Genomic DNA, 16,086 nt, shown 5'->3' on the forward strand with positions numbered 1-16,086 from the left:
GATGAAAAAGATGGATAATATAACGGAATATGAACAGAGAGGTTACTTAGACAGTGACTTTAAGTATTTTCATATTTCCGACAAAGTAACTTCAGATATTGATTTTCATTATCATGATTTCTATAAGATTATTCTTATCCTGAAAGGTAATATCAGATATTTGATCGAAGGACGAGAGTACGAACTCTTGCCCTTCGATTTTGTGCTTGTTAACAGGTTTGATATTCATAAGCCCGTTGTCGACAGCAAAGACGAATACGACAGGATCATATTGTATCTTAAACCTGAGTTTCTTGATAAACTGGGACTTCTTGATGCTTTTGTGAAATCCAAAGAACTCGACAGTTATATCGTGAGATTTAATTCGGGAACGAGTGCCCATATTTACGATATGCTTCTTAAAGCGGAAGAGGATATCAGGATAAAAGATACCGAGTACGCCGGAGAGCTTACAGCCAAGATTGATGTGATAAAGATGCTTATCGAGTTTAACAAAGCATGTATTTCGGAAGATTTTGGATTCAGACCGGAGGCGAGGTTTAACAGGAAGGTTATCGAGATAATCGAATATATCAATGATAATCTGCAAAAAGACCTTTCTATTGATTCCATTGCCAATAAATTCTATCTGAGTAAATATCATATGATGAGGATCTTTAAGAGTGAGACTGGATATTCTGTTCACAGATATATTTCAGAGAAGCGAATCCTTCTTGCGAGAAATTTGATAATGTCCGGGACTCCGTCGACCGCGGCATGCCTTGAGTGCGGGTTTAAGGATTATTCTTCTTTTAGCAGAGCATTCAAAAATCAGCTTGGAATTCTTCCTTCGGAAGTGAAGATATAGGTGTCAAGAAAAAATACTTGACACCTATTTTTGTTTGATATAATATATCCATTGTGCAATTGGTTGAGAAGAGGAATTCTATGGAAAAAATCGTAGAGCAGGGCTTGTTGTATGATTTTTACGGCGAGCTTCTTACCGAACATCAGAAAAGTATATATGAAGCTGCTGTTTATGAGGATATGTCTCTTACGGAGATAGCCGATGAACACGGAATCAGCAAGCAGGGTGTACACGATCTGATAAAGAGGTGCACCAAGACTTTACAGGGATATGAGAACAGACTTCACATGATAAAGAGGTTTGAAGCAATCAAGCAGGATGCTGAATTTCTCAAGGAACTGTCGGATAAGGCTGATCTTATATCAAGTGACGAACTAAAGGATAACCTGAGAATTCTTTCAGGGAAAATATTAGAGGAGCTTACGTAATTAATGGCTTTTGAGAGTCTTACAGATAAATTACAAAATGTATTTAAGAATTTAAGAGGCAAGGGACGTCTTACTGAAGAAGATGTTAAGACTGCCCTTAAAGAAGTTAAGATGGCTCTGCTTGAAGCGGATGTAAACTTTAAGGTCGTTAAAAAGTTTATTGCTTCTGTACAGGAAAGAGCCGTGGGTGAGGATGTTTTGAACGGACTCAATCCCGGACAGATGGTCATAAAGATCGTTAATGAAGAAATGACCGCTCTGATGGGTTCTGAGACAACGGAACTTAAACTACTTCCCATCAACGAGATCACGGTTATCATGATGTGCGGTCTTCAGGGTGCAGGTAAAACAACCACGGCAGCCAAGATTGCAGGAAAGCTCAAGATGAAAGGCAGAAAGCCGCTTCTTGCAGCATGTGATATATACAGACCTGCGGCTATCGATCAGCTCAAAATAAATGCTGAGAAACAGCAGGTGGATTTCTTTTCCATGGGAACGGACGTTAGTCCTGTGGAGATTGCAAAAGCGTCTGTCGAGCAGGCTAAGAAGAAAGGCAACAATGTTGTCATCGTCGATACAGCCGGCCGTTTACAGATAGATGAAGGAATGATGAAGGAGCTTTGCGATATCAAGGAAGCAATCGAAGTTCATCAGTCACTTCTTGTAGTTGATGCCATGACCGGTCAGGATGCGGTCAATGTTGCATCGGAATTTAATGAGAAAGTCGGAATTGACGGAATCATCTTATCTAAGATGGACGGTGATTCACGAGGCGGTGCGGCTCTTTCAGCCAAGTCCGTTACAGGAAAGCCTATTTTGTATGTAGGTATGGGAGAGAAACTCTCAGATCTTGAGCAGTTCTATCCTGACAGAATGGCAAGCCGAATCCTTGGAATGGGTGATGTTCTCAGTCTTATCGACAAAGCTATTGAAGCAAATGCCGAGCGTGATGCCGAAAAAGACAAAGAGATGGCATCCAAGATGAAGAAGGGCAAGATTGATTTCGAGATGTATCTCGAGAGTATGAAGCAGATGCGCAATATGGGCGGTTTTGCTTCTATAATGGGAATGCTTCCCGGAATGGGCAAGATCAGTGATGATCAGCTTCCTGATGAGAAGAAACTTGCAAAGATGGAAGCAATCGTTCTTTCCATGACACCGGAAGAGAGAAGAAATCCCAAGCTTATGAGCCCTCAGAGAAAGTTTAGGATCGCTAAGGGTTCCGGAAATGACATCGCCGATGTAAACAGGTTCATCAAGCAGTTTGAGCAGATGCAGAAGATGATGAAGCAGATGCCGGGACTCATGGGCGGCAAGAGAGGCGGCTTTGGTAAATTCGGCGGCCTCGGCGGATTCGGCAAAAACAGATTCTTTTGATATGTCATACAGCTAGCAGCTGTCTTATACATATAAAAACAATATTAATTTATTATTATTTAACGGAGGACGTTTAAAATGGCAGTAAAGATCAGATTGAAGAGAATTGGTAAGAAGAAGGTTCCTTTCTACAGAATTATCGTTTCTGATTCAAAGTTCCCTGTACAGGGTAAGTTTATTGAGGAGATCGGAACTTATGATCCTAACACAGATCCCAGCACAGTAAAGGTTAACGAGGAGCTTGCTAAGAAGTGGATCGCTAACGGTGCTCAGCCTACAGAGTCTGTAGCTAAGTTGTTTAGACAGGCAGGAATCAGCAAGTAAGTTCTATGATGTATGATTGTTTGAATTGAGCAATCATCTCATACTTACCGAACGTGAAATTACTTGTGCCGGAGGATAAACAATGAAAGAGTTAGTCGAAGTAATCGCAAAAGCGCTTGTTGATAATCCGAGTGAAGTTGTAGTTTCTGAAAAGAAAGACGGGCGCAATATCATGATCGAGCTTCATGTTGCACCTTCAGACATGGGCAAGGTAATTGGCAAACAGGGCCGTATCGCTAAGGCTATACGTTCTGTTGTTAAGGCGGCTTCAACCAGAGAAAATCTCAAGGTTGATGTAGAAATCGTCTAAGAATGCCGTAATTTTTGAGCCGAATAGGAGAAAGATTATTCTATTCGGCTCTTTTTTGTTCTAAAATAAAAACAAATTATCTAATCAAATTTCTATTTATTGGGATGACTATGAATTTTCATGTTATGACATTGTTTCCCGAGATGATAACGGATTGCCTTTCTTCAAGCATTATAGGAAGAGCAAAGGGAAAAGGGCTTATTAGTCTTAATGCCGTTAATATTAGGGATTATTCAAACGATACCAAACATCATAAAGTTGACGATTATACATACGGAGGCGGTGCGGGCATGCTTATGCAGGCGCAGCCTATCTATGATTGCTATATAGATATTAAGAACAAGATTGAGGCAGAGAACGGCAAGGCTCCCAGAGTCATTTACGTAACTCCTCAGGGCGAGGTGTTCAATCAGGAGATTGTGACAGAACTTGCCAAGGAAGAAAATCTTGTATTTTTGTGCGGACACTATGAAGGTGTCGATGAGAGAGTTCTCGAAGAAATAGTGACGGATTATATTTCTATCGGTGATTACGTGCTTACGGGCGGTGAGCTGCCTGCGATGGTAATGATCGATGCGATTTCCAGATTTGTTCCCGGAGTGCTCAATAATGATGAGTCAGCGATGACTGACAGTTTTAACAATAATCTTTTGGAGTATCCCCAGTATTCAAGACCTGAAGAGTGGATGGGTAAAAAAGTTCCCCCGATATTGTTGTCGGGTGACCATAAGAAGGTTGATGAGTGGAGACTTGAACAGTCTATATTAAGGACAAAAGAAAGACGTCCCGACCTTTATGAGAAGTGGCTGGCCGAAAATCCTCCCGCCAAAAAGAAAAAGAAAAGACGCAGGAAAAGTTCAGAAGTTCAGATAAATACCGAAGAAAACAAAGATTCTGAGAATAGTGGAGATAATATATGACAGACAGATTTCAGGTAGGAGTAATTGCTTCGACACATGGTCTTCACGGTGAAGTGAATGTTTTTCCCACCACCGAAGATCCAAACAGATTTAAAAAACTTAAAAAGGTAACGCTGCATACAAACAGAGGCGAGCAGCTTGAACTTGATGTGCAGAGTGCCAGATTTTTTAAGAAATTTGTCATTGTTAAATTCAAGCAATTTGATAATATAAATGACGTGGAAAAATTTCGCGGATGCGAGCTTACTATTTTGAGAGAAGATGCGATCAAACTTGCGCCCGGTGAATATTACGTTGCTGATCTTATCGGACTTGATATTGTTGATGAGGACGAAAAGAAACTCGGAGTTCTTTCGGATGTCATTCAGACAGGTGCAAATGATGTATATGAAATGGATCCCGAAGATGGCGGTGAAAAGGTCTATATCCCGGTTATAAAGGACTGTGTCAAAGAGATTGATATCAAGAATAACAGGATTGTGATTCACGTAATGGAAGGATTATTTTAACTATTTTATATTTGGTGACTTTTTTAAAATAATGCTCTATAATTATTTTGTGATTTAATTTTTCTGGCACTATATTTAATTTGAGGAAATATTTTTATGGTTGATTATACTGAAGGTGCAGGTTATCAATATCATACGCACGTCAAAAAAGGTGATGTCGGCAGGTATGTGATACTAACCGGTGATCCCGGAAGATGTGAATCTATTTCAAAGCTTTTTGACAATCCTAAGTTTATAGCATATAACAGAGAATATAATACATATACAGGTACATTGTGCGGCGAGAAAGTTACAGTAATGTCACACGGTATCGGAGGCGCTTCAACGGCTATTGCAATTGAAGAGCTTTACAAGTGTGGTGCTGATACCTTTATCAGAATGGGTACTTCAGGCGGAATGCAGGATGATGTTATCGGAGGAGATATCGTAATTGCAAACGGCGCAATAAGAGCGGAAGGAACTTCTAAGGAGTATGCTCCTATAGAGTATCCTGCCGTTGCTGATTTTGATGTTGTTTCTGCATTGGTTGACGGAGCCAAAAAAGCCGGTGCAAAGTATCATGTAGGTGTTGCACAGTGCAAGGATTCTTTCTTTGGGCAACATGAACCTGAGACTAAACCGGTCGGACAGGAATTGTTGTATAAATGGGACGCCTGGATCAAGTGCGGTGCGCTTTGTTCCGAGATGGAGTCTTCAACATTGTTTATTGTGGGTAATTATTTGAGAGCCAGAACAGGAGCAGTGCTTTTGGTTGTGGCTAATCAGGAAAGAGCCAAGAAGGGACTTTCAAATCCGCAGGCTCATGATATGGAAATTGTCTATAAGACAACTATTGAGGCGGTAAAGAGCCTGATTGCTTTGGATAAAACCAGATAAGGTTTTATAATACATTTTTTTCATCATAAACAATGGAGGATAATTATGAAAAAAAGAATTTTTGCAGTAATGATGGCTGCAACAATGGTATTTTCTCTTGTAGGTTGCGGTTCTAAAGCACCTGCCAATGACGGTGCAACAGCCGGCGCTTCTTCTGAAGCTAAAGCAGATGGCGATGATGCAACAGAAGCTACTGCTGATTTCAAAGTTGCTATGGTAACAGATTACGGCGATATCACAGACCAGTCTTTCAACCAGTCAACATATGAAGCTTGTCAGACTTTCTGTAATGAGAACAAGATTGATTTCACATATTACAAGCCTGAAGGTGATTCAACAGCTGAGAGAGTTGCGATGATCGATAAGGCTGTAGCTGACGGATATAATGTAGTAGTAATGCCCGGTTATGCTTTTGCTGAGGCTATTACAGAAACAGCAGAGACATATCCTGAAGTTAAGTTCGTTGCTCTTGACGTTTCTGAGTTTGACCTTGAGGGTGAGACTTCTGATTTCAACAACGAGACATATCCTAACGTATTCTCTGCTGTATACCAGGAAGAGCTTCCCGGATACATGGCAGGATATGCTGCAGTAAAGATGGGATTCACAAAGCTTGGATTCCTTGGCGGTATGGCAGTTCCCGCAGTTATCCGTTATGGATACGGATTCGTTCAGGGTGCTGATGCTGCTGCAAAAGAGACAGGCGCAAGTGTTGAGCTCAACTATGCTTACGGTAACCAGTTCTACGGTGATGCTGATATCACAGCAGCTATGGATACATGGTATCAGGGCGGCACAGAAGTTGTATTCGCTTGCGGTGGCGGTATCTTTACATCTGCTGCTGAGGCTGCTGCAAAGGTAGACGGAAAAGTTATCGGTGTAGACGTTGACCAGGCTGCTACAATCGATGGACAGTATGGCAAGGGAATCACTGTTACTTCTGCTATGAAGGGCCTTAAGGCTACTGTAAACACACTTCTTTCAGCTATCAGAGACGGACAGTGGGATGATTATGCTGGAAAGATTTCAAACCTTGGTATCGTATCAGGCGAGGATACATCTCTTAACTATGTAGGACTTCCTGAGGACACAACTGTATGGAATGATACATTTACAAAGGATGATTATCTCAAGCTTGTTGCAGATCTTGCAAGCGGAGCAATCAAAGTATCAAACGATTCAGAAGCTGAGAAGCCTTCTGCTGATAACGTAAAGATTAACTTCCAGGGTAACATTAAGTAATTTTGCTTATTACAGCTTTTATGCTGATAGGGACCGGCGGATTCATAGTCTTCCGGTCCTTTTCACCAATTTAATGGTTATATTTTTATAGGAGATTCAAATTTATATGGAGGAGACAAAAGTGGCAGATAACAGCGAATATGCTATTGAGATGCTAGGCATAACAAAACGTTTCCCGGGTATTATCGCTAATGACAACGTTACTATTCAGCTTAAAAAAGGCGAGATACATGCTCTTTTGGGTGAAAACGGAGCCGGTAAATCTACGCTTATGAGTGTGCTTTTTGGCTTGTATCAGGCTGAAGAAGGCGTGATTAAAAAAGATGGAAAGGAAGTGCAGATAAACAATCCCAATGATGCCAACGATCTTGGTATAGGAATGGTTCATCAGCACTTTAAACTTGTTCAGTGTTTTTCTGTTCTTGATAATATCATTCTCGGTGTTGAGACGGTTAAGAACGGCTTATTACAGAAGGATGTTGCAAGAAAGAAGATAACTGAGCTTTCAGAAAAGTACGGACTTAAAGTAGATCCCGATGCAAAGATTGAGGATATTACTGTTGGTATGCAGCAGAGAACGGAAATCCTCAAGATGCTTTACAGAGATAATGAGATACTTATCTTTGATGAGCCTACTGCGGTCCTTACACCCGCAGAGATTGATGAGCTTATGCAGATTATGAAGAATCTGGCAAAAGAGGGCAAGTCAATTCTCTTTATTTCTCATAAGCTTGCCGAGATTATGTCTGTTGCAGACAGATGCAGCGTTTTGAGAAGAGGAAAATACATCGGTACTGTTAATATTTCAGAGACCAATCAGGAAGAGCTTTCCAGAATGATGATCGGTCGTGATGTACAGCTTGTTGCTACCAAGGAAGACAAGACTCCCGGCAATGTTATTCTCCATGTCGAGAACATGACTGTCCCTTCCAAGCTTCATCACAATAATGCTGTTAAAAACGTTTCTTTTGATGTCAGAGAAGGTGAGATCGTTTGTATCGCCGGAATCGATGGAAACGGTCAGACTGAGCTTGTTTACGGACTTTCGGGACTTGAGAATATCACATCCGGTAAGATTGAGCTTTCGGGAAAAGATATTACTCATGCTTCTATCAGAGAGCGTTCTACAAGCGGAATGAGCCATATTCCGGAAGACAGACACAAACATGGTCTTGTTCTGGATTATTCTCTTGCATATAATCTTGTTCTCCAGAGATATTTTGAGCCTGAATTCAGTTCAAAGGCAGGCTTCCTCAAGAAGGGCGAGATCAAAAAGTATGCCGACAAGCTTATAGAGCAGTATGATATTCGTTCAAGCCAGGGTGCCGATACGATATCAAGAAGTATGTCCGGCGGTAACCAGCAGAAGGCTATAATTGCCAGAGAGATTGACAAGGATCCCAATCTGCTTATTGCGGTTCAGCCCACAAGAGGTTTGGATGTAGGTGCTATCGAATATATTCACAGACAGCTTATTGCACGCAGAGATGAAGGCCATGCGGTTCTTCTTGTTTCGCTTGAGCTTGAAGAAGTTATGAGCATTTCAGACAGAATACTTGTTATGTATGAAGGTGAGCTTGTGGGTGAGTTTGATCCTAAGACGACCACTCCCGAGGAACTCGGGCTTTACATGGCAGGAGCTAAGAGAAAGGAGGTAGGTGCATAATGTCAGCACAGGTGAACAAAACAATGGCAGAAAAAGAAAGCATTTTGGCTAAGCCTGCTGTTCAATCAATAATTGCATCACTTCTTTGTATAGTAGTAGGTCTGTTTATCGGTTATATAGCACTTCTTTTGATCAATGCGGAAGGTGCTACGGAAGCTATTATTACTATCATCAAGAACTATTTCACATATCCGTCAAAAGCGGCAGCGCTTAAGTATTGCGGAAATACATTGGTTAAGGCAGCACCTCTTCTTATGTGTGCTCTTTCGATTCAGTTCTGTTATCAGGCCGGCCTTTTCAATATTGGTGCGGCAGGACAGTATGTTGCCGGCGCGGGAGCTTCACTTTTCTGCGCACTTAAGCTTGGTATGCCCTGGTATTTATGCCTTGTTGCAGCTCTTATCGCTGGAGGTCTCTTCGGTGTTGCTGTAGGTTTCCTTAAGGCATATCTCAATGTTAATGAGGTTATTTCAGGAATCATGCTTAACTGGATCGGACTTTATACAGTGAACATGATCCTTAGCAGTGTAAAAGAGTCTGCGAGCCCTTATACGGTTTCACTTGAGAAGACCAACGCGGCTGCTGTTTTGCCTTCGCTCGGACTTCAGAAGCTCTTTTCAAACAATAAGTATGTTACTATAGCTATTCCGCTTGCTGTTATTATTGCAATCCTTATAAAGGTTGTTCTTTCAATGACTGTTTTCGGTTATGAGATCAAGGCTACCGGAATTGCCAAGGATGCCGCAAAATACAGCGGTATGAAAGAGAAGAGAAATATAATTTTGACACTTTTTATCGGTGGCGCACTTGCGGGAATCGGTGCAGCATTCCTTTTCCTTACAGGATACGAGCAGTGGTCTGTAACACAGTCATCTGTTCCCGGAATGGGCTTTAACGGTATCGCAGCTACGTTCCTTGGAGGACTCGATCCTATAGGAACAATTTTTGCTTCGTACTTTATCCAGCACATCACAAGTGGAGGATCTTATCTTGATAAGAATGTATATCCTTCACAGATTTCTGATTTTATATCAGCAATCATCATTTATCTCTGCGGTTTTGTACTTTTCTTTAAGTTCTTCCTGAACAGCAGGATAAAAAATAAAAAGAATAATGCAGAAGGAGGTAACAAATAATGGTATTACTTCTTCAATATACACTTTTGTTTGCCTCGGTTTTGATACTCGTAGCTCTCGGTGGATGTTTTTCTGAACATTCAGGTGTTATAAACCTTGGGCTTGAAGGAATCATGGTTATGGGAGCACTTGGAGGAGCGCTTACACTTAAGTACATCAATTCATCGCTTCCTTCATTACTTATTGTTCTTGCTGTACTTGTTGTTTCAATAGTTTGCGGTGTTGTTTATTCGATGCTTCTTGCATTTGCCTGCATCAATTTTAAAGCTGATCAGACTCTTGTAGGAACAGCGCTTAACCTGCTTGCTGCAGCTGCTGCAACTGTTATTGCAAAGACAATCAATATTGCCGAAGATCCCAATAATGTTTCTTCGACCGTTCAGTATGTTGCCGCAAAGAAAGCACTTGTTGTCAATATCGGAAAGTTCCAGTTTAACTGGTTCATGCTTGTAGCTTTTATAGCACTTGTATGTGCATATGTAGTTCTTTATAAGACAAGATTCGGTCTCAGACTTATGGCTTGCGGTGAGCATCCTCAGGCTGCTGACAGTGTGGGTATCAATGTTTATAAGATGCGCTGGGCAGGTGTTCTTATTTCAGGAATGCTTGCTGGTGTCGGCGGAATCGTTTATATTACAGCCGGCGTAAGTGAGTGGAAGTTTGAGAACGGAGTTGCAGGTTTTGGTTTCCTTGCTCTTGCAGTTATGATCTTCGGTCAGTGGAAGCCTATTAATATCGGACTTGCAGCATTGCTGTTCGGATTTTTCAGAGCACTTTCCAATGTATATTCAGGCTTTGATTTCCTTGCGGCACTCAATATACCCGGATCTGTATACAACATGATGCCATATATTATTTCACTTATTGTTCTTGCATTTACATCAGCTAATTCTCGTGCACCTAAGGCAGAGGGTATTCCTTACGATAAGGGCTCGAGATAATAGGATGAACTGTTTATGGATGAGAAGATTATAAAAGATTTGATTTCCAAGGCGGCGGGAATGAGGAAGATTTCATATACTCCTTACTCCAAGTTTAATGTCGGAGCGGCATTGCTTGCCAAGAACGGAAAAGTATATACGGGATGTAATATAGAAAATGCCTCGTATACACCAACTATATGCGCTGAGAGAACGGCATTTTTCAAGGCTGTCAGCGAAAACGTCAGAGAATTTACAGCTATAGTCATCATGGGTGGTCATGCTGATTCGGACGAACTTGAGTATTGCTTTCCTTGTGGCGTTTGCAGACAGGTTATGAGTGAATTCTGCGACGATGATTTCAATATAATAATCGCAAAATCAGAGGATGACTACAAAGTATATACTTTACCCGAGATTTTGCCCGAAAGATTCGGGCCTAAAGATCTTTTTGGTTGACTTTTTCGATGATTTCATGTTATTATATTCTGCGTTATGAAAATCAGACGGTCCTCTGTTACTATGCTATTTTGTATTAAGAACGTCCATTTGATAGGAGAAAAGATATGAGTACAATTATCGAAGAGCTCGAGAAAGAGCAGCTGAATGCCAATGCGCCTCAGTTCCACACAGGTGATACTGTAAGAGTACACGCTAAGATTAAGGAAGGAAACCGTGAAAGAGTTCAGGTTTTCGAAGGAACTGTTAAGAAGATCCAGGGCGGAAGCAATCGTACAACATTCACAGTAAGAAAAGAGTCTTACGGTGTTGGTGTTGAGAAGACATGGCCCCTTCACTCACCTATCGTTGAGAAGGTAGAGGTTGTTAGAAGAGGTAAGGTTAGAAGAGCTAAGCTTAACTACCTTAAGGGTCTTACAGGTAAGAAGGCTAAGGTTAAGGAACTTGTTACCAGATAATTTGTTAGGAAAGGCAGTTACTTTAGTGGTAATTGCCTTTTTCTTTTTTACGCACGATGAGGATCATATATGTTTCGAAAAAGACGAACCCTTTCTTTTTACCAGAAAAAAAGAGTTATTACTCCCAAGCTGTTAAAAGAGATATTGTCTTGGATATGTATAACATGCCTGGCTATTCTTATTGCTTTTGTAATTGTCCACTTATATGGCACGAGAGTCGGAAATGTCGGAGATTCAATGGAGCCGACAATCGCTAACGGACAGGGAGTTCTTGTGGACAGAATCGCATTTAAGATTTTCGGCCCCAGGAAAAATGATATAATAGTTTTTTTACCGAACGGCAATACGAATTCTCATTTCTATGTTAAGCGTGTTGTGGCTGTTTCCGGTGATAAAGTACAGATTGTTGACGGAGAACTTTATATAAACGGAAAAGTTCAGGAAGATAAGAACGGTTTATATGATAAAATGGAGGATGGAGGTATCGCGGAGAACGTGATCAAACTCGAAAGAGGAGAATACTTTGTTCTCGGGGATAACCGAAACGGCAGTGAAGACTCCAGAAGCGCAGATATCGGAATCGTTAAAGATAATATGATCGTAGGAAAAGCATGGTATAAGATTAAGTTTAATGACAAATCCGGCGGCTTCATAAATTAAATAAATAAGTGGTGAATATATGAATTATCAGTGGTACCCGGGGCATATGACAAAGGCTATAAGGATGATGCAGGAAAACATCAAACTTATTGATATTATCATAGAGCTTACAGATGCCAGAATACCTGCATCAGGAAGAAACCCCGATATAGATGATCTTGGTAAAAACAAGTACAGACTTGTTATATTGAATAAATCAGATCTTGCGGATCCTTCTGTTACCAAAAAGTGGCAGGAGTATTTCAGTGATGGCAAGACTTTCGTTATGGAGATGAACTCCAAGACGGGAAATGAAGCGTCTAAGGTAAAAGATCTCGTGCAAAAAGCATGTGCCGAGAAAATAGAGAGAGATAAGAAGCGTGGGATTGTCGGAAGACCAATCAGAGCGATGGTTGCCGGAATTCCAAATGTTGGTAAGTCGACTTTTATAAATAAACTTGCCGGAAGAGCGTCTGCCAAGACAGGAAATAAACCCGGTGTTACTAAGGGCAAGCAGTGGATCTCTCTTGGTAAGAATATGCAGCTTCTCGACACTCCGGGAATTTTGTGGCCTAAGTTTGAGGATGAGACCGTGGGTCTTCATCTTGCTCTTATAGGTTCTATGAATGATGAGAATCTTGATGTTTGCGAGCTTGCATGCGAACTTATTAAGATCCTTGAAGTAAATTATAAGAATGCAATTCCCGACAAGTACGGTATTACGGACGAACAGGTTGAAGAGCTTGAAAATGAGCAATATGCAACTCATTACAGCGCGATTTTATCTGCTATAGCCGTAAACAGAAAATGCTTTAAGCAGGGGGCTGAACCTGACATCAACAGAGCAGCAGCTCTTTTGCTTGATGATTTCAGAAACGGAAAGCTTGGCAGAATATCACTTGAAAGACCGTAACAATATTTTTTAAGGAGTGGGACTAGGGGAAATGAATAAGGTATTAAAAGAAGTATTAAGTACGGCACTGTATCTTGCGGTTGTATTTATACTCACATTTTTGTTTATTACATTTGTTGCACAGAGAACTCGAGTTGTCGGACGATCTATGGAATCAACATTGCATGACGGAGACAGTCTTATTATTGAGAAGGTTTCCTACAGATTCAGTGCGCCCAAGAGATTTGATATAATCGTATTTCCATACGAGCATGGCGAGAAAGAGTTTTTTGTTAAGAGAATCATCGGACTTCCGGGAGAGACAGTCAGAATCGATGATTATGGAAATATCTTCATTAATGGTGAGCAGCTTGATGAGGATTACGGAAATGATACTATAGAAGATCCCGGAAGAGCAATCACGGATGTTGTTTTGGGTGATGATGAATATTTTGTAATGGGTGATAACAGAAATCACAGCATGGACAGCCGTGATGAGTCTGTCGGAAATATTCACAAGAAGGAGTTCCTTGGAAGAGTTATCTTCAGGATCTTCCCGTTTAGCAGTATCGGGGGAGTAGATTGATGCAATCCCTTAGTGAGATAAAAAGTATTTTAAATGAATCTGTTACAGCGGATGAGTTAAAGAATTTTATAGCGCAGTATGAAAGTGATGAGAGAGCCGGAGTACGCAAGCTTGTTGAAACGGCAGGAAAACGCATTGCTTCTATAGAGAAAGAACTAGTCAGACTTAAGGAAATGCGAAAGTATGAAGATGAGAACAGACAGTTCGGGCTTCTCTGTGGAATCGATGAGGTCGGAAGGGGCCCGCTTGCGGGACCTGTATATGCTGCGGCAGTAATTCTTCCCGAGGATGTTGATATTTTATATATTAATGATTCCAAGAAATTATCCGAAAAAAAGAGAGAAGAGTTATACTCTGAAATAATGGAAAAAGCTGTAGCGGTAGGTATAGGACATGTAACCGAAAAGAGGATAGATGAGATAAATATCTTACAGGCTACTTATGAAGCGATGACTATGGCGGTTTCGGAACTTTCAGTTAAGCCTGGAGCTCTTTTGATAGATGCCGTGCATATTCCTCAGCTTGATGAGTATAAGCAGATCTCTATTATAAAAGGAGATGCGAAGAGTGCGTCAATTGCGGCTGCAAGTATCATTGCCAAGGTTACGAGAGACAGAGTCATGAAGCAGTACGCGGAGGAATATCCTGAGTATGGCTTTGATTCGAATAAAGGCTACGGAAGCAAAGAGCATATTGATGCTATCAAAAAATACGGTCCTTGTCCCATTCATCGCAGATCTTTTATAGGGAATTTTATATGAGTGGTGTCTTAAACGTATCACAATCAAATACAACCATTACCGTTGAGGGCGTTCAGACCAAGATACAGTCTGCCGAAAGTAAAGCTTTAGAGCTTAAGGCAGGCGACAGTATTCAGGGCACTGTTGTGTCTGTTTCGGAAGAAGATGGCGCAAGATATGCCAATATCAGTCTGGGTGACAGTGTCATCCATGCCAAACTTTCCGATGAAATGGGTCTTAGACAGGGGCAGACTTTGAATTTTGCAGTGAAGTCCCTGTCTCAAAACGGTGTTTCTCTTACGCCTCTTTTTGAAAATACAGCAATTTCTTTAAGTACTGAGAAAGCATTAAATGCTGCGGGCATAGCAATCACCAATGACAGTGTGGCTATGGTTGAAAGCATGATGAAATCGGGGCTTCCGATCAATAGGGATGCGCTCCGTGATATGAATAATGTTGTTTCTTCTTTTCAGAATGCTTCTATTTCAACACTTGTTGAGATGAAGAGTCTTAATATTCCAATTACCGAAAATAACATTTCACAGTTTGAAAATTACAAGAATTATGAGCATCAGGTCATAAATGAAATGCAGGAGTTTGCTGATGAGCTTCCGCAGGCGTTTAATGCACTTGCGGCGGAGGGAAAGACAGATCAGGCATTTTCTCTTTACAAGGGAGTTATTGACGAATTTGTTTCGGCGGGATCTCCTGATGCGGCTGCTGTGGAAGAGGGTACATTAAATGAGGCTGTAGTTTCTGATAAGGCGGCTCACGGCGGTGGCGGTTTAGAAGTCTCAGGGGCATTGCAAGATGATGATGAAAACGCAGTAAACAAAGCTTTTGACAATAATCTTCAGGGAACAGCTGAAAAAACTGTTGCAGACAAAGATGCTGATGGGCAGATAGCGAGTGAAGTCCTAAAAGATCCTTCAAAGGCGGAGTTTGCCGATAAAATGAAAGCACTAAATATTTCTCCCGAAGTGACGGAGAAGTATATATTAGCAGCGTCAAAGGAAGACAGCGGTGCTAAGTTTGACGGAAAAGATCTGCTGAAAGAACTTTCGCTAATGCTGTCTGATACCGAGAATATGTCTGATGAGACGAAGAATTTATTAAAGGATCTTTTTTCACATAAAGAGTTTGGGAAGATATTAAAGAATGGCGTTTTTGATGAGTGGCTTCTTAAGCCCGGTGATGTTGAAAAGAAGGATAATGTAACTGCGCTTTATCAAAGACTCGGAAGTCAGCTTAAGAGCATGGCAGATACCATAAATAATACGCTCGGTGCAGACTCAAAGCTTGGGAATACCGTCAATAATATGCAGAACAATCTTGATTTTATGAATCAGCTTAATCAGATTTTTCAGTATGTTCAGCTTCCGCTTCAGATGAGCGGCCAGGAAGCTCACGGCGATCTGTATGTTTATAGAAACAAGAATAAAAGAATAAGCGAAGATGGCTCTGTAAGCGCTGTTCTTCATCTTGATATGGATAATCTGGGACCTGTTGACGTGTTTGTTAAGATGAAGGAAAATAAGGTTTCCACTAACTTTTATGTTATGGACGATGAAATATTAGATCTTATAAATGACAATATACATATCCTGAACGAAAGGCTTGAAAAGCGCGGATATACCATGCAAGCCAGGATGATGCTGCATGATGATAAAGATGAAGGCGATTTGGCTGTGGATGAGATGTTTGATATTAATAAGATGTCTGTGATCTCTACAGCTTCATTTGATGCGAGGGCATAG

General features: G+C 41.0%; 19 protein-coding genes. All 19 read left to right on the plus strand.

All coding sequences use genetic code 11. The features are described from left to right. The first annotated feature begins 1 nt into the window (after nucleotide 1). A complete protein-coding gene (locus tag T356_RS0100965) occupies nucleotides 2–847 on the plus strand; it encodes an AraC family transcriptional regulator (RefSeq protein WP_051563059.1) in 846 nt (281 codons plus the stop codon). 80 nt (nucleotides 848–927) lie between these two features. Further along, nucleotides 928–1,275 (plus strand): YlxM family DNA-binding protein, encoded by a 348-nt coding sequence (gene ylxM, locus T356_RS0100970; RefSeq protein ID WP_026512870.1) that lies wholly within the window; start codon nucleotides 928–930, stop codon nucleotides 1,273–1,275. A 3-nt stretch (nucleotides 1,276–1,278) separates the two neighbouring features. Then, entirely contained in the window at nucleotides 1,279–2,652 is a 1,374-nt protein-coding gene (ffh, locus tag T356_RS0100975) for a signal recognition particle protein (RefSeq protein WP_026512871.1), read from the plus strand. Between the two features lie 78 nt (nucleotides 2,653–2,730). Beyond that, a complete protein-coding gene (gene rpsP / locus T356_RS0100980; protein ID WP_026512872.1) occupies nucleotides 2,731–2,976 on the plus strand; it encodes a 30S ribosomal protein S16 in 246 nt (81 codons plus the stop codon). A gap of 82 nt (nucleotides 2,977–3,058) precedes the next feature. Then, entirely contained in the window at nucleotides 3,059–3,286 is a 228-nt protein-coding gene (locus T356_RS0100985) for a KH domain-containing protein (RefSeq protein ID WP_026512873.1), read from the plus strand. Nucleotides 3,287–3,396: 110 nt separating this feature from the next. Beyond that, nucleotides 3,397–4,206 carry a tRNA (guanosine(37)-N1)-methyltransferase TrmD gene (gene trmD, locus T356_RS17950; protein ID WP_035780086.1) on the plus strand — a complete coding sequence of 270 codons (810 nt, stop codon included), beginning with the start codon at nucleotides 3,397–3,399 and terminating at the stop codon, nucleotides 4,204–4,206. After that, nucleotides 4,203–4,715 (plus strand): ribosome maturation factor RimM, encoded by a 513-nt coding sequence (gene rimM, locus T356_RS0100995; protein ID WP_026512874.1) that lies wholly within the window; start codon nucleotides 4,203–4,205, stop codon nucleotides 4,713–4,715. Before trmD ends, rimM begins: the two co-directional genes overlap by 4 nt. A gap of 96 nt (nucleotides 4,716–4,811) precedes the next feature. Then, nucleotides 4,812–5,591: a uridine phosphorylase gene (gene udp / locus T356_RS0101000; protein ID WP_026512875.1), complete on the plus strand. Its 780-nt coding sequence runs from the start codon at nucleotides 4,812–4,814 to the stop codon at nucleotides 5,589–5,591. A 45-nt stretch (nucleotides 5,592–5,636) separates the two neighbouring features. Then, nucleotides 5,637–6,833 carry a BMP family ABC transporter substrate-binding protein gene (locus T356_RS0101005; protein WP_026512876.1) on the plus strand — a complete coding sequence of 399 codons (1,197 nt, stop codon included), beginning with the start codon at nucleotides 5,637–5,639 and terminating at the stop codon, nucleotides 6,831–6,833. A 106-nt stretch (nucleotides 6,834–6,939) separates the two neighbouring features. Beyond that, nucleotides 6,940–8,499 carry an ABC transporter ATP-binding protein gene (locus T356_RS0101010; RefSeq protein ID WP_026512877.1) on the plus strand — a complete coding sequence of 520 codons (1,560 nt, stop codon included), beginning with the start codon at nucleotides 6,940–6,942 and terminating at the stop codon, nucleotides 8,497–8,499. Next, a complete protein-coding gene (locus tag T356_RS0101015; protein WP_026512878.1) occupies nucleotides 8,499–9,635 on the plus strand; it encodes an ABC transporter permease in 1,137 nt (378 codons plus the stop codon). The genes T356_RS0101010 and T356_RS0101015 overlap by 1 nt, the downstream gene beginning before the upstream one ends. Continuing rightward, the gene (locus tag T356_RS0101020; RefSeq protein WP_026512879.1) at nucleotides 9,635–10,576 is read left to right on the plus strand and encodes an ABC transporter permease; all 942 of its coding nucleotides are present in this window, start codon (nucleotides 9,635–9,637) and stop codon (nucleotides 10,574–10,576) included. Before T356_RS0101015 ends, T356_RS0101020 begins: the two co-directional genes overlap by 1 nt. 15 nt (nucleotides 10,577–10,591) lie before the next feature. Continuing rightward, nucleotides 10,592–11,014 carry a cytidine deaminase gene (gene cdd / locus T356_RS0101025; protein WP_026512880.1) on the plus strand — a complete coding sequence of 141 codons (423 nt, stop codon included), beginning with the start codon at nucleotides 10,592–10,594 and terminating at the stop codon, nucleotides 11,012–11,014. Nucleotides 11,015–11,121: 107 nt separating this feature from the next. Then, the gene (gene rplS / locus T356_RS0101030; RefSeq protein WP_022763985.1) at nucleotides 11,122–11,472 is read left to right on the plus strand and encodes a 50S ribosomal protein L19; all 351 of its coding nucleotides are present in this window, start codon (nucleotides 11,122–11,124) and stop codon (nucleotides 11,470–11,472) included. Between the two features lie 69 nt (nucleotides 11,473–11,541). Then, nucleotides 11,542–12,132 (plus strand): signal peptidase I, encoded by a 591-nt coding sequence (gene lepB, locus T356_RS0101035; protein WP_026512881.1) that lies wholly within the window; start codon nucleotides 11,542–11,544, stop codon nucleotides 12,130–12,132. Nucleotides 12,133–12,151: 19 nt separating this feature from the next. Then, nucleotides 12,152–13,024: a ribosome biogenesis GTPase YlqF gene (gene ylqF, locus T356_RS0101040; protein ID WP_026512882.1), complete on the plus strand. Its 873-nt coding sequence runs from the start codon at nucleotides 12,152–12,154 to the stop codon at nucleotides 13,022–13,024. 31 nt (nucleotides 13,025–13,055) lie between these two features. Further along, nucleotides 13,056–13,589, plus strand: coding sequence for a signal peptidase I (gene lepB / locus T356_RS0101045; RefSeq protein WP_026512883.1), 534 nt, complete (start codon nucleotides 13,056–13,058; stop codon nucleotides 13,587–13,589). Next, complete coding sequence (locus tag T356_RS0101050; protein WP_026512884.1) at nucleotides 13,589–14,350, plus strand: ribonuclease HII; 762 nt, start codon at nucleotides 13,589–13,591, stop codon at nucleotides 14,348–14,350. The genes lepB (T356_RS0101045) and T356_RS0101050 overlap by 1 nt, the downstream gene beginning before the upstream one ends. Further along, the gene (fliK, locus tag T356_RS0101055) at nucleotides 14,347–16,086 is read left to right on the plus strand and encodes a flagellar hook-length control protein FliK (RefSeq protein WP_026512885.1); all 1,740 of its coding nucleotides are present in this window, start codon (nucleotides 14,347–14,349) and stop codon (nucleotides 16,084–16,086) included. Before T356_RS0101050 ends, fliK begins: the two co-directional genes overlap by 4 nt.

Origin of the sequence: Butyrivibrio sp. LB2008 (genome assembly GCF_000621565.1) — a bacterium.
Lineage (GTDB): Bacteria > Bacillota > Clostridia > Lachnospirales > Lachnospiraceae > Butyrivibrio.